General features: G+C 45.2%; 23 protein-coding genes. 16 read left to right on the forward strand and 7 right to left on the reverse strand.

Features of this window, described 5'->3' with window-relative positions; genetic code table 11:
- The first annotated feature begins 101 nt into the window (after nt 1-101).
- From H6X83_RS02015 to H6X83_RS02045, 7 genes are all read left to right on the forward strand, one after another.
- Entirely contained in the window at nt 102-1,019 is a 918-nt protein-coding gene (locus H6X83_RS02015; protein WP_212507514.1) for a carbohydrate ABC transporter permease, read from the forward strand.
- Nucleotides 1,020-1,039: 20 nt separating this feature from the next.
- Entirely contained in the window at nt 1,040-1,903 is an 864-nt protein-coding gene (locus tag H6X83_RS02020) for a carbohydrate ABC transporter permease (protein WP_212507515.1), read from the forward strand.
- A 61-nt stretch (nt 1,904-1,964) separates the two neighbouring features.
- Nucleotides 1,965-3,077: a beta-galactosidase gene (locus H6X83_RS02025; RefSeq protein WP_281391067.1), complete on the forward strand. Its 1,113-nt coding sequence runs from the start codon at nt 1,965-1,967 to the stop codon at nt 3,075-3,077.
- 27 nt (nt 3,078-3,104) lie between these two features.
- Entirely contained in the window at nt 3,105-4,952 is a 1,848-nt protein-coding gene (locus H6X83_RS02030) for a sensor histidine kinase (protein WP_212507517.1), read from the forward strand.
- Nucleotides 4,945-6,450, forward strand: a complete 1,506-nt coding sequence (locus H6X83_RS02035) for a response regulator transcription factor (protein WP_212507518.1) — start codon at nt 4,945-4,947, stop codon at nt 6,448-6,450. The genes H6X83_RS02030 and H6X83_RS02035 overlap by 8 nt, the downstream gene beginning before the upstream one ends.
- Before the next feature lie 89 nt (nt 6,451-6,539).
- Nucleotides 6,540-7,400: an NAD(P)/FAD-dependent oxidoreductase gene (locus tag H6X83_RS02040; RefSeq protein WP_212507519.1), complete on the forward strand. Its 861-nt coding sequence runs from the start codon at nt 6,540-6,542 to the stop codon at nt 7,398-7,400.
- A 133-nt stretch (nt 7,401-7,533) separates the two neighbouring features.
- The gene (locus H6X83_RS02045; RefSeq protein WP_212507520.1) at nt 7,534-8,208 is read left to right on the forward strand and encodes a Crp/Fnr family transcriptional regulator; all 675 of its coding nucleotides are present in this window, start codon (nt 7,534-7,536) and stop codon (nt 8,206-8,208) included.
- A gap of 104 nt (nt 8,209-8,312) precedes the next feature.
- Here H6X83_RS02045 and H6X83_RS02050 read toward each other — a convergent pair whose 3' ends face one another.
- Together H6X83_RS02050 and trxA are read right to left on the reverse strand one after the other, a co-directional pair.
- Entirely contained in the window at nt 8,313-10,778 is a 2,466-nt protein-coding gene (locus H6X83_RS02050) for an FAD-dependent oxidoreductase (protein ID WP_212507521.1), read from the reverse strand.
- Nucleotides 10,779-10,863: 85 nt separating this feature from the next.
- A complete protein-coding gene (gene trxA, locus H6X83_RS02055; RefSeq protein ID WP_212507522.1) occupies nt 10,864-11,175 on the reverse strand; it encodes a thioredoxin in 312 nt (103 codons plus the stop codon).
- A 252-nt stretch (nt 11,176-11,427) separates the two neighbouring features.
- On the opposite strand from trxA, the gene H6X83_RS02060 reads away from it, so the two are divergent.
- From H6X83_RS02060 to H6X83_RS02080, 5 genes are all read left to right on the forward strand, one after another.
- Nucleotides 11,428-11,805, forward strand: coding sequence for a BlaI/MecI/CopY family transcriptional regulator (locus H6X83_RS02060; protein ID WP_246419587.1), 378 nt, complete (start codon nt 11,428-11,430; stop codon nt 11,803-11,805).
- Entirely contained in the window at nt 11,802-13,490 is a 1,689-nt protein-coding gene (locus H6X83_RS02065) for a M56 family metallopeptidase (protein ID WP_212507524.1), read from the forward strand. The genes H6X83_RS02060 and H6X83_RS02065 overlap by 4 nt, the downstream gene beginning before the upstream one ends.
- A 150-nt stretch (nt 13,491-13,640) precedes the next feature.
- Nucleotides 13,641-15,446 carry a leucine-rich repeat domain-containing protein gene (locus H6X83_RS02070; protein WP_212507525.1) on the forward strand — a complete coding sequence of 602 codons (1,806 nt, stop codon included), beginning with the start codon at nt 13,641-13,643 and terminating at the stop codon, nt 15,444-15,446.
- A 351-nt stretch (nt 15,447-15,797) separates the two neighbouring features.
- A complete protein-coding gene (locus tag H6X83_RS02075; RefSeq protein ID WP_212506439.1) occupies nt 15,798-16,145 on the forward strand; it encodes a helix-turn-helix domain-containing protein in 348 nt (115 codons plus the stop codon).
- Entirely contained in the window at nt 16,145-16,987 is an 843-nt protein-coding gene (locus H6X83_RS02080) for an IS3 family transposase (protein ID WP_343063143.1), read from the forward strand. Before H6X83_RS02075 ends, H6X83_RS02080 begins: the two co-directional genes overlap by 1 nt.
- Before the next feature lie 71 nt (nt 16,988-17,058).
- Here the strand turns inward: H6X83_RS02080 and H6X83_RS02085 are convergent, their stop codons facing one another.
- Both H6X83_RS02085 and H6X83_RS02090 read right to left on the reverse strand, forming a co-directional pair.
- Complete coding sequence (locus tag H6X83_RS02085; protein WP_212507526.1) at nt 17,059-17,268, reverse strand: helix-turn-helix transcriptional regulator; 210 nt, start codon at nt 17,266-17,268, stop codon at nt 17,059-17,061.
- A gap of 34 nt (nt 17,269-17,302) precedes the next feature.
- Complete coding sequence (locus H6X83_RS02090; RefSeq protein ID WP_212507527.1) at nt 17,303-17,470, reverse strand: hypothetical protein; 168 nt, start codon at nt 17,468-17,470, stop codon at nt 17,303-17,305.
- Nucleotides 17,471-17,612: 142 nt separating this feature from the next.
- On the opposite strand from H6X83_RS02090, the gene H6X83_RS02095 reads away from it, so the two are divergent.
- A complete protein-coding gene (locus tag H6X83_RS02095; protein ID WP_212507528.1) occupies nt 17,613-17,789 on the forward strand; it encodes a ribbon-helix-helix domain-containing protein in 177 nt (58 codons plus the stop codon).
- A gap of 238 nt (nt 17,790-18,027) precedes the next feature.
- Here H6X83_RS02095 and H6X83_RS02100 read toward each other — a convergent pair whose 3' ends face one another.
- The 3 genes from H6X83_RS02100 to H6X83_RS02110 all read right to left on the reverse strand — a co-directional run bounded on the left by H6X83_RS02100 (nt 18,028) and on the right by H6X83_RS02110 (nt 20,656).
- Nucleotides 18,028-18,540, reverse strand: coding sequence for a ferritin (locus tag H6X83_RS02100; RefSeq protein ID WP_212507529.1), 513 nt, complete (start codon nt 18,538-18,540; stop codon nt 18,028-18,030).
- Between the two features lie 82 nt (nt 18,541-18,622).
- A complete protein-coding gene (locus H6X83_RS02105) occupies nt 18,623-18,997 on the reverse strand; it encodes a desulfoferrodoxin (RefSeq protein WP_212507530.1) in 375 nt (124 codons plus the stop codon).
- 657 nt (nt 18,998-19,654) lie between these two features.
- Nucleotides 19,655-20,656 (reverse strand): LacI family DNA-binding transcriptional regulator, encoded by a 1,002-nt coding sequence (locus tag H6X83_RS02110; protein WP_212507531.1) that lies wholly within the window; start codon nt 20,654-20,656, stop codon nt 19,655-19,657.
- Between the two features lie 419 nt (nt 20,657-21,075).
- Between H6X83_RS02110 and H6X83_RS02115 the strand changes: the two genes are divergently transcribed.
- The 3 genes from H6X83_RS02115 to H6X83_RS02125 are packed head-to-tail and all read left to right on the forward strand — an operon-like array spanning nt 21,076 to nt 24,625.
- On the forward strand, nt 21,076-22,020 hold the full coding sequence (locus tag H6X83_RS02115) for an ABC transporter permease (RefSeq protein WP_212507532.1): 945 nt from the start codon (nt 21,076-21,078) through the stop codon (nt 22,018-22,020).
- Between the two features lie 10 nt (nt 22,021-22,030).
- Nucleotides 22,031-22,957 (forward strand): carbohydrate ABC transporter permease, encoded by a 927-nt coding sequence (locus H6X83_RS02120; RefSeq protein ID WP_212507533.1) that lies wholly within the window; start codon nt 22,031-22,033, stop codon nt 22,955-22,957.
- Between the two features lie 45 nt (nt 22,958-23,002).
- Nucleotides 23,003-24,625: a type 2 periplasmic-binding domain-containing protein gene (locus H6X83_RS02125; protein ID WP_212507534.1), complete on the forward strand. Its 1,623-nt coding sequence runs from the start codon at nt 23,003-23,005 to the stop codon at nt 24,623-24,625.
- Nucleotides 24,626-24,646: the final 21 nt, after the last annotated feature.

The raw sequence follows: 24,646 nt of genomic DNA on the forward strand, positions 1-24,646 counted from the left end.
TTAAAGTCATAAAAATGTGCGGACTGGTGTGGACACAATGTCTGTCCGCTCCGGCTCCGCATTTTTTGCGCCGGGTATCGAGAATAAAGGAGGAAGATAGAATGATGGCTGCTGCATCGAAGGGAAAACAAATTAAAGCAGTTAGTTCCCGCCAAAGAAAAATTCGGAACAATCTGATTGCATACAGCTTTATTGCGCCGAACTTTATCGGCTTTGCCGTGCTGACTTTGGTACCGATTATCGCTGCGGTAGGGCTTAGCTTTGCCAGTTGGAACGGTTCCACAAAGCTGGAGTGGGTGGGTTTGCAGAACTACGCAAGGCTGTTTACTGACCGTATTTTCAAGCAGAGCTTTGTCAATACGCTGATTTATTCCGCTGCGACTGTGCCGCTTACGATTATTGCATCGCTGCTGCTTGCAATTTTGCTGAATCAAAAAATTGCAGCACGAAATTTTTTCCGTACAGTCAGTTTTTTCCCATACGTTGCTTCCATGGTTGCGGTTGCGGCAGTTTGGAATGCTCTGTTTGACCCGAATAAGGGTATGGTGAACCAAATGCTGATGGGACTAAGCATCCAGAATCCACCGCGGTGGATTGCGGATCCGCACTGGGCTATGGTGGACATTATCCTGTTCAGCGTCTGGAAGATGATGGGTTACTACATGGTCATTTATCTTGCTGGGCTGCAGGGCATTAACCCGGAGCTTTACGAGGCCGCCGGACTGGATGGTGCGAATGGGTGGCAGAAGTTCCGGTATGTAACACTTCCGCAGCTTTCCAGTACTACATTCTTTGTCTTGATGATGGTTGTAATTCAGTGCTTTAAGGTGTATGACATTGTATTTATGATTACCCAGGGCGGCCCTGGCACCTCAACTTATGTGCTGGTTTACGACATCTATCAGGTAGCATTTAAAGAGCTGCGGTACGGCTATGCCAGTGCGATTTCCATGGTGCTGTTTGCTTTGGTTCTAATAATTACAATATTACAGTTCCACATTGAAAAGCGGAAGAAATAAACAGGAAAGGAGATGATTTCATGGCAAACCCCACAGCACTGACACTGGCCGGCAAAAAGCGCCGCAAAGTAACGCCCGGCAGAGTGGTTACCTATATACTGTTGATTCTGCTGGCATTGGTTATGCTGGTTCCATTTGTCTGGATGCTCAGCGCTTCTTTTAAGCTGAACAAAGATGTTTTTACATTTCCGATTCAGTGGATTCCCAAAGAGCCGCGTCCGCAGAATTATATTGATATCTGGCAGCAAATACCGCTGCTGAAGTTTATTGGGAACACAGCGTATATTACAGTAGTTGTTACCCTGCTGCAACTTTTTACCTCCAGTTTTGCAGCTTATGCTTTTGCAAAGCTGCATTTTCCGGGACGGGACATTTTATTTGTTATGTACATTGCAACGATTGCAGTTCCTTGGCAGAGCTACATGGTGCCGCAGTTCATGATGCTGCGTTCTTGGCATCTGAACGATACGCATTTGGCCATTATTTTGCTGCAGGCTTTCACGGCGTTTGGTGTATTCATGATGCGGCAGTTTTACGACGGCATTCCGGATGAACTGTGTGAAGCCGCTAGAATTGACGGCCTTTCAGAGTACGGGATTTGGGCAAAAATTATGCTGCCGCTTTCCAAGCCGGCAATTTCCACTTTGACAATTTTTACTTTTGTCGGTACTTGGAACGACTTTCTGGGGCCGCTCATTTATTTGACAACGGAAAGCAAAAAGACCATTCAGATTGGTCTGCGAATGTTCATTTCTCAGTATTCAGCGGAATATGGACTCATTATGGCAGGTTCGGTAGTTGTGCTGATTCCGGTATTGATTGTTTTCCTTGCTTTACAGAAGTATTTTGTGCAGGGCATTGCAACCAGTGGAATGAAAGGCTGACACTTTTGATTAGCGCAGTACGGCGGCACTGGCACTGAGCAAAATTGGCTCAGGCGCAAATCTGCTTGGGTATTACATGTATCACGGCGGAACAAATCCATTGGGGAAGTATTCTACACTGCAGGAGTCTAAAGCAACCGGTTCCTATACAGATGTACCGGTTTTGTCCTATGATTTCCAGGCACCGGTTGGCGAGTACGGGGAACTGCATCCAAGTTACCGAAAGCTGAAAGTCCTGCACCTGTTTTTGCAGGAATTTGGTGATTTGCTGGCGCCTTCCGAGTGCACTTTTCCAAAGAATATGGTGGTGGATTCGGCGGACACACATTCCTTGCGGTTTTCTGTGCGGCACAACAGCAGCTTTAATGGCGGTTTTTTAATTGTCAATAATCATCAGCGCCTGCGGCAGATGGAATCTCATACTGTTCAATTTCAACTGCAGCTGGGAGAACAAACGATAACTTTTCCGCAAATGCAATTTGAAAACCATGATTTTGGAATTTACCCTTACAATTTACCGCTTGGAAATACGGTGCTGGAGTCCTGCAATGCACAGCTGCTGTGCCGGCTGGGACAAAGCTATGTTTTTGTCTGTCAGGAGAAACCAGTGTTTCGTTTTAGCTGCGGCAGTGTGCCGACTCTCGTCCTTACACCAGAGCAGGCGGAAAATGCGTGGAAGTTTGGTGAAAAACTTTATTTAACAGCTGGGGAACTTTATAGAGAGAAGAATACTCTGCGTCTGACAACAGAACATACAGAGGAATCGATTGAAATTCTGCCGGAGCACATAAAATGGACAGTCAAATTTCCAAAGAAGCAGTTTTCATGCAGTATTCAGCCGCATTCAGAGCAAGCAGCGCACAGCGAGTATTTTCTTCAGCTGCAAGTGACGCCGGATAAGGAATGTCTGGATGCAATTTTAAACATAGAGTTTACAGGTGGACGTGCGGAATTGTATAATGAAGCAGGAGATTTGATGGCTGACTGGTTTGCATTGGGCAAGCCCTGGCGAGTCAGTCTGCGTCGTCTTGGATTTCCACAAAAGATAATTTTGAAAATCTTTAAGGATACACAGCCGGTTTACTATGAATATGCGCAGGAAAGCACCCCCCGGCTGCTTCGGGCAGAAATCTGCCCGAAATACACGGTGCTGCTGCCGGAAAATTTGGTTTAAAGTGATTTGTACAGAAAGAGCGGTGCTATGAAAGTCATACTGGGAAAACAGAAAAAGGTACGGCAGAAAACGGATTACGAGCAGGGAAACAAAAGTCTGCGCATGAAAATTTTTATGCTGAACCTGGCGGTAGTAATGAGCGCGCTTTTTCTGTTTTGCGGCATCTTTTTGCGGGTGACTACCAGTAAGCTGCAGAGCGAAACCCTGCAGTCTGCGCAGGCTGCGCTGAATCAGGCGGGAGTCATGATGGAAGAGCAGACGCAGGCCTTTCGCAGCAGTGCAGATTCCCTGTCATTAGACGAAGCAAATGTCAGTTTGCTGAATCAGGACAATATGGAACGTTACCGTTCGGTTGTGAACTGGAATCAGGATTATGTGCTGCTGAAAAAACGAATCGCGGGGCTGCTGTTTCGCTCCAATATCAGTGACGTTAAAATTGTTACGCAAAATGCGGTTTCAATGTATGAAACAGGATCAATTATTTCCTTTGACAGTGTAAAAAACACGCAGTGGTACAAACAGGTTTCTGCTTCAAAGTCCGCGTACATTTGGTCGAAATATTCTTCACTTTTTTCCGGCGAGAGTGATGATGAAATGCTTCTTTTTACACGGAATCTGCCATACGAGTATCCAAATTACAAGACTTTTTACGTTGGCTGTGTCAAAAAAGATAATTTTAAGGGATTGCTTTCTGCCGGTACAGCGGATAAATATACGTCTTATTATGTGGTGAACTCTGAGAATGAAATCCTTTTGAGCAGCCAGACAGCAGTACCGCAGAAGGATCTTGACCGGATTCTCAGCTGGATACAAATGCGGTACAGTCACTCAGAACAGCCGATTTCGGTACAGCCAATGAAAATAGAAAACCGCCAATATTTTGTTGGTTCGCAGCCGATTCACAATACGGATTTAAAGCTCGTCTGCACTTCTTCGTTTTATGCCAAACAGGGAGACACTATTCAGAAAAATATTTTTTCCATGGGGCTCATTGCAGTCGTGGTACTGCCGCTGGTTTTGCTGTTTTCCTTGCTGATTTCCCGCTCAATTACGAAGCCGCTTGAAAAGTTGAAAGAAAACATGATGATTGTCAGTGAGGGCAACTTTGACGTGCCGGTTGTTCCGCCTTCTTCTGACCGCGAGGTGCACGCACTCACGCGATGCTTCAATTATATGCTGTTCAAAATTTCAGATTTGCTTGAAAAACAGTACAATTACGGCAAACGTATCAAAGAATTAGAGGTAAAATCACTGCAGGCACAGATCAATCCGCATTTCCTCTATAATACACTGGACCTTATCAAGTGGAAAGCAATCAAATACGGCGACAATGATGCGCAGAACCTGATTACCGCACTTTCCGACTATTACCGCCGGGGGCTGAGCAAAGGCGCGGATGTTGTTACACTCCAGTCTGAGATTGAACACGTGACTTCCTACGTTTATATTCAAAATATGCGGTTTGACAACTGCATCAAACTGCAGTGCGTGACAGATGAAGAAAGCAGGGCTTGTTTGCTGCCAAAACTTACTTTACAGCCATTGGTTGAAAACGCAATTACACACGGCATTCTGGAAACCGAATCCGGCGAAGGCACGGTACTGATTAAAACCTTTCATGAAGGGGATGTGCTGTATATCGCCGTGGCAGATGACGGCTGCGGCATGCCGGAAGAGAAGGCACAGCATATTTTTGAATGTGCACAGTCCAGCCCGGTCACGGGTTCCGGCTATGGCCTGCGAAACATTAATGAGCGCATTCGGCTTGCTTATGGGGAAGAATTCGGTTTGTCTTTTCTCAGCTTTCCGCAAAGAGGAACTGCGGCGATTCTGAAGCTGCCGTTTCAAATGAAAAAGGAGGAGAAGCATGTATAAGCTGCTTTTTGCAGAGGATGAAAGCGCAACACGAAACGGTATCCTGGAGTCAATAGATTGGAATTCACTGGGTATTCGGACGGTACAGGCAGAAAAAAACGGAGCGCTTGCTTTTCAGGCCGCAGAAGAAGGTTTTTGTCCTGACATTTTGTTAACGGATATCAAAATGCCGCGTATGGACGGCATTGAGCTTTCCAGAAAGATTCGCAGCCTGAATCCGCAGTGTTCCATTCTCATCATCAGCGGATATGCTGAGGTGGATTACCTGAAGTCTGCGATTCAGCTGAAAGCAATCAACTTTGTGGACAAACCAATTAAGTTGGATGAACTGACCGAGCAGATTCGCCGTGCTGTGAATGCACAGGATGAACTGCGGGAGAAAAAGGAACTGCTGAAAATGGAAATTGGTTCTATGTTGCGCTATTCCGGATTTTCTGCTCAGAAATTGGAACATGTGCTGCGGGAACTTTACCCGCAGCTTCCGGCAAGTTTGTACAGCCGGGCAGTTCTCATTCGTGTGCTGACAGCGGATGGCAATCCTGTACCAGACAGCAGCCTCTTTTCAATCTTATCAGAAGTGCAGGCTGTTTTGCGGGGGGAAGACTCCGTTTGTATTCCGGCTATCCATAAATCCTGCATACAGCTTTCTCTGTTTGGAGAAAAAGGCCTGTCCTGCTGCGAAATTGAAGTGCTCCTCAATAAAGCTTTGCCACAGTATCGATTATATTTCTGTGAGGGGACAGATGTGCCGCTTGCGGAATATGAGTTTTCCCTGAAACAGACATCCGGCCTGCTGCCGCAGATTTTTTACAATCAGGATAGGCATCTGCTGACACCAGATATGGGAATTTCACTTTCAGAGCCGGTGCAGCTGCCGGATTTGCAGCCATTGTCGGATTTATTGCTGACCAAAGACCGTGAAAAAGTGAAGCATTATATACAAACTTTGTTGAACGAGATGAGCCATGGAAAGAAACGACTTTCCCCTGACGGCATCGCGGAATTTTGCTTTCGTATCCTGTTGAAGCTGATACCAAAGGAGGACAAATTTTCTGCGGAATCTAACCGGGATTCCGCTGCCGAGTGGCTTACCTCCTGTGTCTTTCTGGACCGGATGGAAAAAGAACTGCTGCAGGAAGTGGACCGCTGTTTTGATTCCTTTGGCAGTGACGGAGGTTCTTCTTTGATTGACCGCGTTTTAGTTTATATTAAGGAAAATTACTGCAAACAGGAGCTTTCCCTGAATTTACTGAGTCAGCAGTTTTATGTTTCCAACGTTTACCTTTGTGTAAAATTTAAAGAAAAAGTCGGCAAGACCTTCGTGCGTTACCTGACGGAACTGCGTATTCAAAAAGCCAGCCAGATGCTGCGTGAAAATGATCTAAAAATCAATACGATTGCGGAAAATGTTGGATTTGACAACGGAAGTTATTTTACAAAAATCTTTAAACGTGAGGTTGGGATGACACCGGCTGAATACCGCAAATTTGCGGTATAGCTGCTTCTTGCTGCGTCTTTTCTGTGCTTTAGTTACAGAAGGATAATCAAAAACCGGGTATACTAAGCTTCATACTAGGAGGTGCTGAAATGGCAGATGTAATAATTATTGGTTCGGGTCCCGCAGGTGTGTCAGCTGCGCTGTATACTGCACGTGCTGGACTGAATACGATCATTTTATCTATGGGCAGCGGTGCTTTAGCCAAAGCAGAGGCAATCCAAAATTATTACGGGTTTTCATCCCCGGTTTCTGGACAAGCGCTGGCACAGGCTGGAATTGAAGGTGCCAAAAATGTTGGTGTGCATTTTGAAACAGGTGAGGTCGTCGGAGTTGGCTTTGACGAGAATTTAATTGTAGAAACAGCAGCGCAAAGCTATCAGGCAGATTTTGTAATTCTGGCAACCGGTTCCCCCCGTGCAACGCCGCGTATCCCTGGTATCGAAGCATTTGAAGGAAAAGGTGTCAGCTACTGCGCTGTTTGTGATGCTTTTTTTTATAAAGGAAAAAATGTTTGTGTTTTAGGAACAGGGGAATATGCAATCCATGAGATTGCCGCACTGCAGCCAGTGGCCGCGTCTATCACACTTTTAACTAATGGCGAAAAACCATCTGCCGAACTGCCGGATGGTGTAATGGTGAATACCACGAAAATTTCTGCGATTACCGGCGATGACCGTGTAGAGAAGGTTCAGCTTGCGGACGGCACCGAAATAGCAACAGACGGTATCTTCGTTGCCTATGGCGTAGCAGGAAGCACTGCTCTTGCAAGAAAAATCGGTGCGCAAATTGACGGCAATAAAATTGTTGTCGATGAAAATATGGCAACCAACGTTCCCGGTCTGTATGCAGCTGGTGATTGCACCGGCGGACTGCTTCAAATCTCAAAAGCGGTATATGAAGGAGCAAAAGCGGGAATGGAAATTTCAAAACTTGCACGGAAAATCAGGTAAGTGTATCGAATACAGGAATTTGTCTGTTGTTGCCCAATGAACGCGCTGGTATTTAAGTTAACATATCCTTTCCTTGCTATATGTAAAAAATTATGTTATCGTAGAATTATGCCGATATATAGGAGACGATGACATGATTGAGAATGATTGCAGCGATTTATTCGTTCAGAATTTTTCGTTTTGGAAACATTTGACGGATACGGAAAAGCAGTTTTTATGTGACAACACGGCTCCGGTACACTATTTTAAGGGGACAAATGTCCACAATGGGAATTCCGATTGCATTGGTGTCTTATTAATCAAAAGCGGCCAGCTGCGCACTTATATGCTGTCGGAGGATGGACGTGATATCACTTTGTATCGGCTCTTTGGCGGCGATGTTTGTATTTTGTCTGCATCCTGTGTACTGGATGCCATAACATTCGATGTCTTTATTGATGCGGAAGAGGACACGGATGTTCTGCTTATCAATTCTGCCGCTTTTCGCCAGCTGGCAGACCAGAACATTTACGTGAAATGTTTTGGCTACCAGCTGACCGCTGCACGCTTTTCAGATGTAATGTGGGCAATGCAGCAGATTTTATTTATGGGAGCAGACAAGCGCCTTGCCATATTTCTCTCGGATGAAATTAGTAAGAGCGGCAGCAATGAAATTAAAATGACCCATGAGCAGATTGCACGATATATGGGCAGCGCCCGCGAGGTGGTTTCCCGAATGCTGAAATACTTTTCCGAAGAAGGCATCGTAGAACTTTATAGAGGCGGCATACGAATTATTGATAAGAAAAAACTTCATAGTTTGATTTAAGTGGCAGCAGAAATTTGTTTGCCAAATGGAAGAAAAAAATACAGCTAAAACAAAAAGCTAAGGACAGGAAAAATCCCTGTCCTTAGCTTTTTTTAATCAATTTATTAGATGAAAAGATTCACATTGGATTCCTCGGCATCCCCCAGATAGGTACCAACGCCGCCAAGTTCCACACCGTCAATGAGTTCTTCTTTTTTGATGCCCATTACGTCCATGCTCATAGTGCAGGCTACAATTTTGACGCCCGCCTGCATGGCCTTTTGAATGAGCGCTTCCAGCGAGTCCACACTCTTGTCATTCATGATTTTTTTCATCATGGCTGTGCCCATGCCGCCCATATTCATCTTGGACAGCTTCAGCTTTTTGCTGCCACGGGGAAGCATGGCGCCGAACATGGATTCCATCAGGCTCTTTTTGACCGGCTGCTTTTTTTCTTTGCGCAAAGCAGTCAGACCCCAGAAGGTAAAGAACATGGTGACCGGACGCCCCATTGCGGCAGCACCGTTGGCAATGATAAAGCTGGCCAGCACCTTATCCAGATCCCCGGAAAAAACGATGATTGTTTTTCCTCCCGAAGAATCCATTACCACAGTATCCTTCACCGCGGTGGCAGGCTTGGTGCTCTTTTTTACGCAGGCTACATAGTCGTTTCCGCGGCGTTCGTTTGACACCAGTGTATTTCCGGTTCTGCGGCACCATGCGCCAATATCGCGGGCAAAGCCGGGGTCAGAGGCGGAAACCTCTATTACCTCGCCATCCTTCATATTCTTCATGGTTTCAAATACCTTCATGATTGGGCCGGGACACTGCATTCCGCTGCAGTCGATTCGCATGGCTGCAGTAGGATGATCTGCGTTATCCGTATGGTCGTTGTCAGAAATCGTTACTGGGGCGGTAAATACAGAGGTCTCCGTTTGTGGATGAACAGACTGATAAAACCGGGTTCCTGCAGGGTACAGCTTTACATTCGTAAAGCCATTCTGCATCAGGATGCGCGCGGCGTTATAGGAACGCACACCGATGGCGCAGAAGGTAATAATCTCTTTACTGCGGTCCAGCTCCGTCAGGCGGCTGCGCAGCTGGCCAAGCGGGATATGAACAGCGTTAGGAATGGTAAATGCCATGAGTTCGGCATCTTCTCTTACATCCAGCAAAACCGCATCCGGATGCTTATGTTCGACATCCCAATCAGAAAACACCACCAGACCGTTCAGCACATTTTCGGCCACAAAACCTGCCATGTTTACCGGGTCTTTTGCGGAAGAGTACGGCGGCGCATAAGCAAGCTCCAGCTTTTTCAGGTCATCAATCCCAGCTCCCATCCGCAGGGCGACTGCCAGTGTGTCAATGCGTTTATCCACACCGTCACGCCCGACAATCTGCGCGCCGAAAATCTTCCTGCCGTCCATAGAAAAAAGCAGCTTCAACGTCATAGGAACAGCACCCGGATAGTAGCCGGCGTGGGAATTCTGCGTGATGATAATACTTTCGTAGTCCTTGCCTTTTGTAAGGCCGCGCTTTTGCAGAGTCTTTTCATTGGAACCAGTGGAAGCTGCGGTCAAATCAAATACCTTTGCCACGCTGGTGCCTTGTGTGCCTTCATATCGCTCCTGAGCGCCCGCAATGTTATTAGCCGCAATGCGTCCCTGCTTGTTAGCCGGGCCTGCCAGCGGAACCATAGTACGTTCCTTGGAAACGAAGTCTTCCACTTCAATCACATCGCCTACTGCATAAATGGACGGATCAGAGGTTTTCAGAGTGTCATCCACCACAATGCCGCCGCGCACGTTCAAAGAAAGGCCCGCGGCTTTGGCAAGCTCGCTGTTGGGGCGAACACCGATAGCAAGAATAATCAGGTCGGTTTCTACTGCTTTTCCGCTTTTCAGTGTTACTGTTACTCGGTCGTTTTCCTCCCGAAAGGAGGCAACACCGTCTCCAAGGAAAAGCTTTACACCGTTTTGCAGAATGTTTTCGTGGAGTATCTGCGCCATTTCATAGTCAAGCGGTGCCATGACTTGGTCCATCGCTTCAATTAGTGACACTTCAATGCCGGCATGACGCAGGTTTTCTGCCATTTCAAGGCCGATAAAACCACCGCCAATGACGGCAGTTTTCTTGATATTCTGTTTCTGAATGAGTGCATGAATGCGATCAGTGTCCGGTACCGTCCACAGGGTCTGAATACGGGAAGACTCGATTCCTGGAATCGGAGGACGAACCGGAGAGGAGCCGGTGGCAATCACCAAGGTATCATAAGCTTCCTCATAGATTTCGCCTGTTTCCAAGCGCTTTACAATAATCACTTTCTTATCCCGATCGATGGAAACAACCTCGTTTTGTACCCGAACATCCACTTTAAACTTTTTCTGCATGGCTTCCGGGGTCTGCAAAATCAGAGCGTCTCGGGATTTGATGACATCACCCACATGATAGGGCAATCCACAGTTGGCATACGAAATGTACTTGCCGCGTTCCAACAGTATGATGTTGGCTTCCTCATCCAATCTGCGAAGTCTTGCAGCGCAGCTGGCACCACCCGCTACACCACCGATAATAACAACCTTTTTCATTGTTTCCTCCTTGTTGAATGTATGTTGTGAAATGACAGTAAGCAGCGAAAGACTTTTCTCTTCCGCTGCTTACCACGCCAATTTATTACTTCCCAATCATACTGAGAATTTCGGTCTTAGGCTTTACGCCAACAGACTGCTGCTCTATTTTGCCGTCCTTGATAAGAACCAGCGTGGGAATGCTCATTACGCCGAACTGACGGGCAAGCTCCGGCTGTTCATCTACATTTACTTTACCGACCTTAATATCAGCGGTTTCTTCTGCAATTTCGTCCACAACGGGCGAAAGCATCTTGCAGGGTCCGCACCAGCTGGCCCAGAAGTCCAGCAGGACAGGTTTGTCGGAGTTTGTAACCTCGGTGTTGTAGTTGGAATTGGTAATTGTTAAAACAGACATATTTATTCTCCTTTTCTTTTTGTAGTTCGTTTCTTATGAGCTTAGTATATCCAATAATGAAGCATCTCTCTGTAATTGAGTCACAAAAGAATTTTTATCGGCAAAAATCATGTCGAGTTCCTTTTGTCGTATCTTATCATTTATCGCTGCTTTCATGCAAAGTCGTGAAAGTACTTGACAACTATTTTAGGCAGTTGTATAATATTAAATATAGGCAACTGCCTAAAAAGGAAGGTGAATAAATTGAACGAGATGAAAAAGCTGCCGGATTCAGAATTTGCGGTGATGCAGGCAGTGTGGGCGCAGACGCCGCCGGTTACCGCCGGGCAAGTGCAGAACTTGGTGTCGGAATACGGCTGGAAACTGCCAACGGTCATTTCTTTTCTGAAGCGTCTGGTGGAAAAAGGCTATCTTAGTACGCAGAAAGAAGGCAAGGAACGCCGCTTTTCACCGCTGATAGAGCAGCAGAACTATTTACAGTTTGAAACGCAAAGTTTTTTAAAGCAATATCATGGAAGTTCTGTGGCCAGTTTGGTGAATACACTGTACAACGGCAAAAGTATTTCAGACAGCGAATTGGATGATTTGCTGCAGTGGGTGCACAGAAAAAAAGAGGAGAATGACGCATGAAGACATTCTTGATTTCTTCTTTTACGGTTGCAGTGGTAATGCTGATATACCGGATGCTACTGCCGTGGCTGCAAAAGAAGTACTCGGTGCGGGCGCTGTGCGTAGTCTGGATTTTTCTGGCCTTTAGCCTGCTGGTTCCGGTGCGTCCGGCATTGCCGCTACTTCCGGCACAGCCGGGTACAGCAGTGTCTGTACCACAGCGGCCGGTGTCAGTGACTGCTTTTCCAATAAAGAAACCGCATGTGGTTACTGTACAGCAAGCGTCGGAACGTGCACAGACGCAGCCATTTTCACCGGAGACAGGGCTGATGGTAGTTTGGCTTGTTGGCGTGGCAGCGTCTGTGCTGTATGCAGTTTTGCGTCAGCACAGTTTTGTAAAGCTGGTACGGCATTGGAGCTGTCCCTGTGAAAATGCAGAGTTGCTGACGCTGCTGGAGGAGTGCCGCAAACAGGTGGAGGTACACAGTGCGGTTAGGCTTTACATCTGTTCGGCGGTACAGTCACCCATGAAAATAGGTTTGCTTCAGCCTGCTATTTTACTGCCAAAAAAGAAATATCAAAATGAACAATACCGCTTCTTTTTTCTTCACGAACTAACGCATCACAAGAATCACGACTTGTGGGAACGCTTTCTGGTGCTGACTGTTTCTGCAATCCATTGGTTTAATCCGGCTGTTTATTTGATGCAGCAGTCCTTGAGTGAACTTCAGGAGCTGCGCTGTGATGCGGCGGTATTAAAGGGGACGAATTTGGAGCTCCGCTGTCAGTACACCCAAACTGTTTTGGAAGTTGCAAAAGACTGTACCTGCAGAAAGGCTGCACTTACTACAGCGTTTGCAAGCAATCACAATGGCCTAAAAAGTCGCGTACACAATGCCATGGAAACAGATGTGAAGCGCCGTGGAACAGCGTGTGTGGCATGTGGTTTATGTGCGGCGATTCTGGCAGGCTGCACCTTGGTTCCGGCCAGTGCGGGCACAAGCGCGGCAGTGCGTTCGGTTCCGGAAAAACCGCTGGTGGAAAGTGCCGTTTCTTCTTGGACGTTTCAGCCAGGTGTGACGAAACCGGCTGCTTCCAGCAAACCGGTACTTTCCAGCAAGCCAGTGGCTTCCTCTGCGTCGGCTGTGCATATTGCTTTGTGCAAACCAAAGGCTGCCGCAGTGAAGAGGCAATCCAGCAGCGTGCCGGTTTCCGCGGCTTCTGCCACCAGCAGTACTGATACCAAAGCTTTTTCAAAGGAAGCCAGCGAGCCAGCGCAGCTGTCTGATTACCTAAAGCTGACATTTTCTCAGCTAAAAAAAGCTTATGGGCCTGAAGTAAAATACAATTACACTTCTAGAAATATGATAAATTACAGCTTTTATTATCTTGGCAGCAGCCTGCGGTTTGCTTTTGCAGATACAGGCAGTGACATGTCCAACAGCAAGCCACAGGCAGCTTACTATTATAATTACGGAAATAACGGCACAGTGACCGCGCAAGGTGGGCTGAAAATAAATTTGACATATCAGCAAGTTCAAAAGGTGCCGGGCTCTAAACTACGTCACTCCAGCATAGAAAACGACCCCGCTGCTTGGGAGGTGATGCTGCCAGATAATATTCGTTATAGCTATGTTGGCAGTGAAAACGCTCCGCCAGCTTGGAATGCCGTTGCATACAGGATTTCAGTTGGATCAGCTGAATAAAAATCAGCTGTGAAAATGCAAAGCAGCTTTATTTATAAATCTGCATTTACAACACAATATGGCTGGCAAATGGTCAGCCAAACACTTCGACAGGTACAGAAAAGTAGCCGTTCTGTATAACATTGAGATTTGGAGAAAGAGGTATTTTCAGTGAAAAAATTTTTATCAGTTCTTTTAACCGGAACATTTTTGTTGAGCTTACCCACGCCTGCTTTTGCAGCACAGCCAAAATCAATGTTTCCCGCTGCACAAATGACTGCTGTGAAAACGGAAACATCTGACAGTACGGTTATACCGAACAGCAGCTCCGGCATTCCGGACTGGGCGCTTTATACCGCAGTCAAATCAACTGCTAAGGTAAGCGAAAACAAGGACTTGACAGTAGGCGATGCGAAAAAAGTTACTTCACTTGAATTTTGTGATGGCCCACAGGTAAAATCACTCAAAGGAATTTCATTCTGTCCTAATTTACTATCCTTCAAAGACCAAACAATAGTGGATTCAACCGGAAATGTTCTGGAGGATTTAGGCGATATATCTGCTTTGCAGCAGCTGCAGACATTAGAAATTGATGGTTACCCAACATTGATAACCACAAAGAATAAACTGAAAAATTTATCTCCACTTTCCGGTTTGACCAGTCTGCGCAGCCTGACGATTTCTTACGAGCCAATTACAGATATTTCTGTATTGAAAGAATTAAAAGGACTGGAAACACTGAAACTTGACAACTGCCATATCGGCGATTTGACTCCGCTGCAAAGTTTAACGAAGCTGCAGTCTCTTAATATTAGCTGCAATCAAGTCAAAGACCTGACACCGCTAAAAAGTCTTGCGAATTTGAAAACGCTTGCGCTTTCCAGCAACAAATTTAACGATTTGGCTCCGCTTAAAAATTTGACTGAACTAACATCTTTGGCACTGAACAATAATGTACTGCAAAGTATTGAACCGCTGACAGCACTGACTAATCTGACAAAGCTGGATATCGGCGGCGATTATTTGCTTGATTTTTCCCCGCTGGCAAAGCTTACGAAACTGCGCGAATTGTATGCGTCCTCAACTGGTATTACAAGTGCAGAAGAGCTTGCAAAACTGCCTGTGCTGGAAAAGCTATCACTTGATTGCAACAGCATAGACGATGCTGCACCGCTTGCGGGTATGATATCATTGAAAGAACTTGATCTTTCAAATAATAAACTAACAGATATTGCTTCGCTTGCAGCATTGAAAAAGACGCTGCAAAAACTGTCTGTAAACGGTAATAAAATTGACATTACGCCGGAAGAACTTGATACGATACTGCCCGATGCTATGAAAAAAAGCATGACTGATGCGGATTATAAAAAGCTGCTTACGGATATAGTGGGATCACAGATGGTCGAAAAAAATGTGCGCTTTTTTCCGGATTGGCTGGAAGACAGTTACGGACAAATCACTTCTGAATCCGTTGTTGATTTGCCTTTGGGCGCGACCAGAAAATTTGGCGTTTTGGCAAATGTAAAAATCAAGGGAGCAGCAAATCTGTGTACGGGAAACGGAACTGTGGCTGCGACCCGACTGTATAAAAAATGGGACGGCGAGGGCGGAAGCTACGGCCTGTATGGTTGCGGTAAGATTGGTCAAGTCACGGGCGTGTACATGAATGGTCAGAAGTTGTTTGCCGTGCGGCTGATTGCACCGCCGTTTACAAGTGACACAACCCAAGATGTGACCCGCCGTGTGGGGCAGAGATACACTTTCCGTGTGACGGTGCCTTATGGTGGTCAAGTGCCTTCTTTTACTGTGGGAAATGGCAGCCTGCTCTCCACATATGTTGCCGGTAAAGTGACGAAAAAAAAAGACAGTTCTAAAAACTATTTCTTTGGCTACCGCTGTTTAAAGCGAGGCCGAACCGGAGTTTATGTAACACTGGGCGGAAAAAACTACTGTGCTTTCTGCGCAAACGTTCAATAAAAGTTTTATTTCACGGTCTTGCTCTTAATTTGAAAGAAAAAGTTGAGTACTGCGTCCAAAACGAAAGGAGCCGCGCTGGAAAACCGAATCAGCAGTTTCAGTCTGGACACCTAAAGAAGTTTGAAAACGGAAATCTGATGGCTTGGTTTTCGGGGTTCAGGTCGAAATGAGCAGTCCAAAGTCAATAATGCAAAAACCGTTTTCTGACGGCATTATAGCGGACGAAAAATTATGAGCAAACCCTTTTAATGGCCTGATTTGAGGAATGACAAAAAGCACGCGGGTGAAAATGAACTGAACCCCATTTGTTAGACAAGTGATATACTTGTTTAAGGAATGGGGTGTTTTTATATGCCGAAAGGACAACGCAAGCATTTTTACAGTGGTGACTTCAAATTAGAAGTAATCGAAACCATGGAGCGAGAGCATTTAAGTTTGAGTGAAGCGGCTCGGAGGTTTAGGGTTCCAGATCATACAATTGTAGCGAGATGGGAACGCCACTATCTAACAGAAGGAAAACAAGGACTCTACATTGAACGCCGAGGAAATCCGAAAGTGGCAAGAGAAACTAAAATGCCGGATGAAACGCGCAAGGACTTAATCGCAGAAATACAGCAGTTGCGAATGGAGAATGAATATCTAAAAAAATTGAATGCCTTGGTCTTGAAAGAGGAACAGCAAAACAAAAAGCACAAATAATTCAGGAATTAAGGCAGACATATCCAATAGGTAAGCTGCTGCAATTTGCAGGTATTCCTCGCAGCACCTTCTACTACTATTTGCACCAGTCGAAGCAGCCATCTCGGTACAACCGGGTGAAAGAAGAAATACAACGCATTTATACGGAGAACCATGGCCGTTACGGTTACCGCAGAATTACCTTAGCCTTAGGCAAGGCAGGAATTGCAATAAACCACAAGACAACGCTAAAACTCATGCGTCAAATGGGGTTGTTCTGTCGTGTCCGTATGAAGCGTTACAACTCTTACAAAGGTGAGGTTGGCAACATTGCCCCCAATCTGTTGGAGCGCCAGTTTACGGCACCGGCGCCGAACTGCAAATGGATCACTGATGTGACCGAGTTCAAGATTGACGGGAAGAAGCTTTATCTGTCGCCCATTTTGGATTTGTATAACCGCGAAATCGTCAGCTACTCGATTAGTGAGCATCCCGACTTTGCTATGATTTCCGAAATGCTTTCGAAAGCATTTCAGAAACTGCCGGATAAAGCAGAAAATTTGATCCTTCACTCTGACCAAGGCTGGCTCTACCAAATTAAGCCCTACCAACGAATACTACAAGGCAAAGGTATTTCACAAAGTATGTCCCGCAAGGCAACTTGCCTTGATAATGCTGTTGCTGAAAACTTCTTTGGCATTCTCAAAACGGAACTTCTCTACTTGCAGAAATTTGATTCCATGGAGCAATTCAAGGCCGCTTTGATTGAGTATCTCGATTATTACAACAATCGCCGCATCAAGGCAAAACTAAACGGCCTGAGTCCTGTGGAGTACAGAATTCAGACCGTTCAGGTTGCTTAATTCAAATTTTGTCTAACTTTTGGGGTTCACTTCAAAATCATCCGCGTGCTTTTTTGCGATTTTTTCTGTTATCATTCGACTCCTGATAATAGTTCATCCCATGATGACAGATGGTAAATTCGTTTCAGCTTGGCTAATGTGTGCAGGTTGGGTGTAATTCTGCCACTCTCCATGTATGCAACTGTTGAGCGATCCAAATTCAAACTGTCGGCAAGCTGCTGCTGGGTAAGGCTGTGTTCCAAACGCAGGTGGCGCAAGTGACTGCAAAGGGACTGATTCATGTTTATCGCGACCTTTTTGTTTCATAATAAAGATTCACTTAGTGCTCGTTCCTTTTTTCCGCGCAATAAGTCCGCGAGAAATCAGGTCACGAATCATTTCATTATGTGTGTTTTTACAATATTTTTCCTTTTTTGCGGTATTCAACTGAATTTCTAAATCGGGTGTGACCGAGATTGTAAAATGTTTCAGTTCTGTTGACATGGTTACCTCCTTGTCACTGGTGGTTCAGTGAATCTATAATTCTATTATATTGGTTCACTGGTTCACTGTCAACAGCTTTTTGCACATCCGATATTCTTTACATCACTGGTGCAGTGATGTATAATCATAACGAGGTGATAATATGGCTACTGAGAAGTCACGTTACACAGTGTCTGTGGATAACGATATGTTTCAACAAATTGAAAATTTTCGGTTTGAGCATCGCTTTCAAACCCGTTCGGAGGCAACGGTGGAGCTCATTCGCCGTGGTTTAGAAACACTGAAGGACGAAAAAGCGGATGAAAAATCCAAAGTGTGAGGAAGTATTTTTGCTCCCTGCAAATGAAATATAACTTGTGGTTGTAGACAGAAAAAGAGCGTGCAGGTGGTTCACCTGCACGCTCTTTTAGTATTTATGAAATAACAAAACATTTGGTAGGAATGGGATGATTCAGCAGACTTGTTCAAATCTGAGGATGTTTGCTTTCATCATGATTGAGTATCTAAGAAACTGTTTCAGCGACAGAGTTTGGGTAGTGAAAGGCAAATTTGGAGTTTCAAATTACCAAGGTTGCTGGAGTGTAAACTCTGGTTGCAAGTTCTGCATCCAACAAATACAGCCCCTTTGCGTCCTTTCCAAACAGGTCATATCTTTTTAGAACAGCCTCGGTGTTCTTTTCTTCCTCACCCTGCTCTTTTACAAACCAGTCGAGAAACTGCATAGTGCGAAAATCCTTTTGCTCATAAGCAACTGCATAAATGTTATTAATGGATGCAGTCACTTTCTTTTCGTGTTCAAAAGCAGCATTTACAGGTTCCCGAAAATCTTTAAAAACAAAGTGCTGAGCCTGCACATCCTGTAGAGTAACCTTTTCGCTGTTGTTAAGCAGATATTTTATGAACAACATAGCATGATCGCGTTCTTCCTGTGTTTGAACATTAAACCAGTTTCCAAAACCATCTAAATTTTTATCTGTATAATAGCTGTAAATATCAAGATAAAAATAAGCGGAATACCATTCCATATTGATTTGATTATTTAACAATGATACCAGTTTTTTGTCAAGCATTGTATGCTATCTCCTTTGTTCGCAGTAAATGAATCATTTTAAGGGAAATATGCTGCTCTATCATCAGTCATTCAAGTTTACTTCAGAAATCTGTTTTCCACAGACCATGCAGGTTGCAGTATGCATATACCGTACCTGATTCTGCTTGTGCAAATTCTGCTTTCGGTTCTTCACCCGGTTTTAAGAATTTAAACTCAACCTTGTCGTCAGCAACAAGCGCAATCCACTCAATTCGGTGCTCCGGCAACATAGGATGCAGTGTGGAACCGACCGCCACTTTGATTTTGCCATCTTCTCTGGTTACAACCGGAACATGCTTTTCTTGGGCGGCGTCAGTTGAATTTGCGTTAAGTTTTGTCATTGCCTGCCCACAGCAGGTAAGTGTGCCGCCTCCGGCTTCAATCAAAGCGACAATATTCCCACACTTTTCACAACGATAGAAATTAAAAATTGACATTTCCAAGACTCCTTTTTATTATATATTTTTGTTACAAACAGACAAATGAAAGTTATGCAGCTAATCATTCTTACAAAAGAACATTTCCCAACACTGGGGACACGCTATTTCTCACTGCATTTTCAGAGCTTTGCTTTTGAAATTCAGTGCAAAAGTTACTAAATAATGATAACTATTATCACTTGCAAGCTTATAATAACACTACTAATGCCATTTGTAAATACTTTTTTTAAAAAGTTTAAATTGTCAAGTCAAGTGCGCCAGTTCTTGTAGAAAAACTTGTATACGAGATTCCCAGCCAAGACATTTACGAGGTCTCAAATTGATGGAGAAATAAGTTGTGTGCTAATTCTTTGCGCTGCATACGTCCCTCTTTTGGTGAAACATTGGATGGTGACTTATCTTGCAAAATTTCAAATCATTACCGACTTGCAGAAAACAAGAGATGAGTTGATGCTGGAGTGTGCAGTGTGTATACCGAGCAAACGGAGCGGAATCTGAGGAACAGCGCACGGCATTTTGGACTTTTGTAAAAAATCTGCATATGGAACAGGATAATGAAAACATGGTGCTAGGCAAATTCTTAATGAAATAACTTATGGCAGAGCAGAAAAGCACCTCATGCTGGACGATACCATTACCTTTTGTGTCTGCGCGTCAACGGTCTGGCGGCAGAGAAGAAACTGATTCGCGCTCAATTAGCTGAACGTCCAGAATAATGTTTTCAGCAGGTGCTTTTGCGTTTGCAATATGACGAAAAAGTAAATCAACTGCGGTTTCGGCTTTCAGGTGAATATCCTGCCGGATGGTGGTTAATGATGGCGTAATGTAAGAAGATGTTGGTAAATCATCGAATCCAATAATTGAACAATCCTGCGGAACCCGAAAACCAAGCTCATGCAGCTGCCGCATTAAGGTAATGGCCAGTCTGTCGGCTGAGGCAAAGAACGCAGTCACAGGGTGGCTGCCTGAACATAGTGTTTTCAACGCTGGCAGCGTGGGTGCGTCCGGCAGCACCTGCTCTGCTGACAGACGATATCCGGCTTCCGTGCAGACGCTTGCGAAGCCTTTTAACCTTTGGCGAACAACTCCGCTGATGTCGGTTGAGCTTCCGACAAAGGCCAAATTTGTGTGCCCCTTTTTCAGAAGATAACGTGCGGCCATTACGCCCCCCTTGAAATCATCCAGTCCGACATTTGTAATTTGCCGGATGGGGCTGTAGCAGTCTGTGAAAATCAGCGGGATTTTGTTGTCTGACTGTATCTTTTCCAAATTTTCATCAAATGTTCCGAGGAAGATGGCACCGTCCACGTTCCACGCGTGAAGCTTTTTGGTAATGCCCTGATATTCGGAAGCAAAGTAGAGCATCGGCGAATACCCATGTTTTTGTATCAACGAGCCGATTTGCCCAATCATGGATGCATTGTAAGGGTACTCTAAAATATCACCGTCACCCTGTGCGACAATCGCAATAATTTTCGAAGAACGCGAGGATAAGCTTCTGGCCGACTGGCTGGGAACATATCCCCGCTTCTCTATAATTTTTTGTATTTTTTGAATATTGGCATCGGATACTTTTGAAAGCTGTCCGTTTACAACGCGCGAAACTGTCATAACGCTGACGCCGGCTTCCGCGGCAATGTCCTTCAGTGTAACCATAAATAAACTCCTATATTTGTGTTAGATGCTGTGTTAAAATCAAGTGTTAATTAACAGTAATACTAAGAACAGTGTAATACAAATAGGATTTTGATGCAAGATATAAAATTAAATTGTGAATAATTACAATGATATTTCGAGAAAATTGTGCAGTATTTATTTGACTTTCATGATCAAAAAGATTATTCTAGAAAATGTGATAACGTTAACACAAACAACAATAGCAACTATTCCTTTGAAAATCAATTACAATCTGGCGATAATTTACAAAATGTAGGAGCAAATTCAAATAAATCGTGATTGATGTAAAAACTTTAATGAGGAAATTTGTGTTAACGAAAACATTTGGGGAATGGAGGAATCACATTGTTTAAAGTATTGGACAGAAAAGCACATTGTTATAGGCAGGGGGTGTGCATATGAACCGAAAAAGAAGCTGGGCGCAAGCAGCTCAGTATGCAGGCGGGCAGATCCGGAAAAATTGGGGGCTATATTTATTACTGCTGCCTGCGTTCATTCTCTTGATTTGTTTTTCCTACAAGCCAATGTACGGCGTGCTGATTGCGTTCAAGGATTACCACAACAGTTTGGGAATTGTGGGAAGCGCCTGGGCAGACCCCTGGTACAAATACTTTGTGAAATTTTTCAATTCCTATCAGTTTTGGCCGACGATTAAAAACACACTGATTCTCAGTCTTTACGGAATGGCGGCATCCTTTCCGCTTCCGATTATTCTGGCATTGGTTATCAATCAGATGCGGGCAAAGCGTTTTAGAAAGTTGTTTCAAACCGTTTCTTACCTGCCGCATTTCATTTCCACTGTGGTTATGGTTGGCTTGATCCTGATTTGGCTTTCTCCGTCTACCGGCCTTTTCAGCAACATTTGCCGGGGCGTTGGGGTACAGCAGGTGCCAAACCTAATGGGTACGGAGTCTGCATTCAGCAGCCTTTATGTTTGGTCTGACGTTTGGCAGCATACCGGTTGGGACAGCATTATTTATGTTGCGGCACTTTCGGCAGTGGATCCGTCGCTCTATGAAGCGGCAACTGTGGATGGCGCCAACCGCTGGCAGAAAATGTGCTACATAGACTTTCCAATGCTGCTGCCAACGGCGGTAATCCTGCTGATTATGCGTGTTGGTAGCATCATGAGCCTTGGCTTTGAAAAGGTTTACCTGATGCAGAACAACCTGAATTTGGGCGCGAGTGAGATTATTTCGACCTATGTGTACAAAATCGGTATTATCAGCAGCCAGTACAGTTATTCGGCGGCTATCAATTTGTTCAATACAATTATCAATTTAATACTTCTTGTTGCGGTCAATCAGATTTCCAAAAAACTGAGTGACAACAGTCTGTGGTGAGGTGAGAGAAATGCCAGAAGATATTCTGAAAAACGAGAAAGGTACCAAAGCCATAAAAGTGAAAAAAACGCGTGGGGATATAATCTTTGATATTGTGGTATATGGATTAGCTGCAATCGTAATGCTGATTATTCTTTATCCGCTGTATTTTATTGTAATTGCCTCTTTCAGCGACCCTTCGCAGGTTGCTAACGGCAATGTTTGGCTGTACCCGAAGGGCTTTACACTGGATGGCTACAAAGAACTGCTGAAGCAGCAGGACATCTGGACCGGCTATGGAAATACCGTTTTGTATACGGTGGTAGGCACCGTTATCGGTTTGGCGGTGAACATTCCGGCGGCTTACGCGCTTTCCAGAAAAGACCTCTATGGAAAAAAAGTGCTGACTTTTCTGTTTTTGTTCACGATGTTTTTTAACGGCGGTTTAGTGCCCACTTACCTGACAGTGCAGCAGTTCCATCTTTACAATACGTTCTGGGTCATGGTGCTGCCGTTTTCCGTATCTGTTTACAACATTATTGTGGCACGCACCTTTTTCCAGAGCAGCATTCCGGCAGACCTTTGGGATGCCGCGCAGATAGACGGCTGCGGCAATCTGCGGTACTTTGCGCAGATTGTGCTGCCGCTTTCCAAGGCAATCCTCGCGGTGCTTGGACTGTGGATAGCGGTTGGAATTTGGAATTCTTATTTCAATGCGCTGATTTATTTGAAAGACACTTCTCTTTATCCGCTGCAGCTGGTGCTGCGCAATATACTGGTAACCAATCAGATGCAGTCGGCACTGGGTACCGGTGAAGCTGCGCAGGTTGCACTGCGCATGGCGAACCTTCTGCGCTATTCGGCGATTATTGTTTCTACAGTACCCATTATGTGTGTATATCCGTTTGTGCAGAAGTATTTTAATCAGGGCGTTATGATTGGCGCAGTAAAAGGTTGATTGAAACTGCGTTCATAACAATAATATAAAAAGGAGCGAGTTGTAATGAAGAAAAGAATGAGAGTCCTCGGCTTGGTGCTGGCAGGTGCCCTGTGCGCTTCCGCCTGCGCCGGCTGCGGCAGCAACAACAGCAGTTCTTCTGCCGGCAGTACAGTAGCTGCGACAAATGAAAACTTTAACAAGGAGGGCCTGCCCATTGCCAAAAACACCATTACGCTAAATGTGCTGACCACACGCTGGGGGAGCATGGGCGACACATTTACAAAAAATCAGTGGCTGGTGGATCTTGAAAAGCAGACGAATGTAAAAATCAAGTGGCAGGTGCAGTCCCTGAATGACTGGAGTGAGCAGAAATCCATTATGCTGGCAAGTGGGGAATTGCCGGACATTATCATTGGAGACCAGACCTTTACTTCCGAAGATATTGTAAACAATCAGGATTTGTTCCAGCCGATGGATGATTTGATTGAGCAGTATATGCCGAATTATAAAAAAGCATTGGCGGAGTACCCGCAGATAAAAAAGGTGTCCATTTTCCCGGATGGAAAAATGTATTCGCTGGCAAAGAATCTGCCTTCACGTCCTTCTGTTCGGAACCAGCCGATTATCAATAAAACTTGGCTGGATAAGCTTGGTTTGAAAGCACCAACAACCGTTGACGAGCTGGAGAATGTTCTGAAAGCTTTCAAGGAAAAGGATCCGAATGGAAACGGCAAGGCAGACGAACTGCCTGTGATTGGTACGAACAAGAGCTTGAATCTCAATCTGCTTGACCCGTTTATGGAAGCAGATCCCTATGACACAAATTTTGTTTTGGAAAGCGGAAAGCCTGTTTACAAATATGCTACCGCAGGCTACAAAGAGGGTGTAAAGTGGCTGAACCAACTTTACAAAGAAGGTTTGATTGACACAGAAGCCTTTACCGCGGATGATACCATGGACACCGCAAAGAACCAGGATGCGAACACTGCACGGGTTGGTTTTACATACGCGTGGACACCGGATGCGCTGTTTGGCAAGTGGAGCAGCCAGTACGAGGCGATTGCACCGATCGCAGGCCCGGATGGAACCAAACGTGCCGGCGGCGACCCAGATGGCTACAGCAGCATTACCGGCAATGAAGTGGAAATCACAAAGACCTGTAAGCATCCTGAAATTGCTGCACGCTGGGTGGACCAGTTCTACACCAATGAAGCCAGTATTCAGAATTTCTGGGGCGCAATCGGCACGGTTATTAAGAAAAACAGCGACGGCACCTACGAACTGAATGATCCGCCAGCGGGAACCAGCGCAGATGCTTGGTACTGGGACCAGAGCCTGCGCGATTTTGGGCCGAAATATGTTACAAAAGATTTTCAGTCCAAAATTAAGCTTTCCAGCAAAAGCGGCGACGGCCTGAAGCTGGAGATTTCCAAACTGGGTGAACAGTATCTGCAAAAAGACTTTTTCCCGAACAATATTATGCACACCGCAGAGGAATACGCCGAGATGCCAACGCTGGCGACTGACCTTGGCAATTATGCAAACGCAACGCTGGCTAAGTGGGTTACAAAGGGCGGCGTGGATGCAGAATGGGATGCCTACCAGAAAAAACTGAAGGACATGGGGCTGGATAAGTATGTAAAAATCCAGTCGGATGCTTACAATCGCTATCTGCAGGCGAAGTAAGGAAGGATTAAATTTATACGA

This window comes from Caproicibacterium amylolyticum (assembly GCF_014467055.1).
Lineage (GTDB): Bacteria > Bacillota > Clostridia > Oscillospirales > Acutalibacteraceae > Caproicibacterium > Caproicibacterium amylolyticum.

Bases quoted from the DNA above. Each gene is read 5' to 3' on its own strand.
- H6X83_RS02015 (WP_212507514.1), top strand. From the start codon at position 102: ATGATGGCTGCTGCATCGAAGGGAAAACAAATTAAAGCAGTTAGTTCC.
- H6X83_RS02020 (WP_212507515.1), top strand. From the start codon at position 1,040: ATGGCAAACCCCACAGCACTGACACTGGCCGGCAAAAAGCGCCGCAAA.
- H6X83_RS02030 (WP_212507517.1), top strand. From the start codon at position 3,105: ATGAAAGTCATACTGGGAAAACAGAAAAAGGTACGGCAGAAAACGGAT.
- H6X83_RS02035 (WP_212507518.1), top strand. From the start codon at position 4,945: ATGTATAAGCTGCTTTTTGCAGAGGATGAAAGCGCAACACGAAACGGT.
- H6X83_RS02040 (WP_212507519.1), top strand. From the start codon at position 6,540: ATGGCAGATGTAATAATTATTGGTTCGGGTCCCGCAGGTGTGTCAGCT.
- H6X83_RS02045 (WP_212507520.1), top strand. From the start codon at position 7,534: ATGATTGAGAATGATTGCAGCGATTTATTCGTTCAGAATTTTTCGTTT.
- H6X83_RS02050 (WP_212507521.1), bottom strand. From the start codon at position 10,778: ATGAAAAAGGTTGTTATTATCGGTGGTGTAGCGGGTGGTGCCAGCTGC.
- trxA (WP_212507522.1), bottom strand. From the start codon at position 11,175: ATGTCTGTTTTAACAATTACCAATTCCAACTACAACACCGAGGTTACA.
- H6X83_RS02060 (WP_246419587.1), top strand. From the start codon at position 11,428: ATGAAAAAGCTGCCGGATTCAGAATTTGCGGTGATGCAGGCAGTGTGG.
- H6X83_RS02065 (WP_212507524.1), top strand. From the start codon at position 11,802: ATGAAGACATTCTTGATTTCTTCTTTTACGGTTGCAGTGGTAATGCTG.
- H6X83_RS02075 (WP_212506439.1), top strand. From the start codon at position 15,798: ATGCCGAAAGGACAACGCAAGCATTTTTACAGTGGTGACTTCAAATTA.
- H6X83_RS02085 (WP_212507526.1), bottom strand. From the start codon at position 17,268: ATGAATCAGTCCCTTTGCAGTCACTTGCGCCACCTGCGTTTGGAACAC.
- H6X83_RS02090 (WP_212507527.1), bottom strand. From the start codon at position 17,470: ATGTCAACAGAACTGAAACATTTTACAATCTCGGTCACACCCGATTTA.
- H6X83_RS02095 (WP_212507528.1), top strand. From the start codon at position 17,613: ATGGCTACTGAGAAGTCACGTTACACAGTGTCTGTGGATAACGATATG.
- H6X83_RS02100 (WP_212507529.1), bottom strand. From the start codon at position 18,540: ATGCTTGACAAAAAACTGGTATCATTGTTAAATAATCAAATCAATATG.
- H6X83_RS02105 (WP_212507530.1), bottom strand. From the start codon at position 18,997: ATGTCAATTTTTAATTTCTATCGTTGTGAAAAGTGTGGGAATATTGTC.
- H6X83_RS02110 (WP_212507531.1), bottom strand. From the start codon at position 20,656: ATGGTTACACTGAAGGACATTGCCGCGGAAGCCGGCGTCAGCGTTATG.
- H6X83_RS02115 (WP_212507532.1), top strand. From the start codon at position 21,076: ATGAACCGAAAAAGAAGCTGGGCGCAAGCAGCTCAGTATGCAGGCGGG.
- H6X83_RS02120 (WP_212507533.1), top strand. From the start codon at position 22,031: ATGCCAGAAGATATTCTGAAAAACGAGAAAGGTACCAAAGCCATAAAA.
- H6X83_RS02125 (WP_212507534.1), top strand. From the start codon at position 23,003: ATGAAGAAAAGAATGAGAGTCCTCGGCTTGGTGCTGGCAGGTGCCCTG.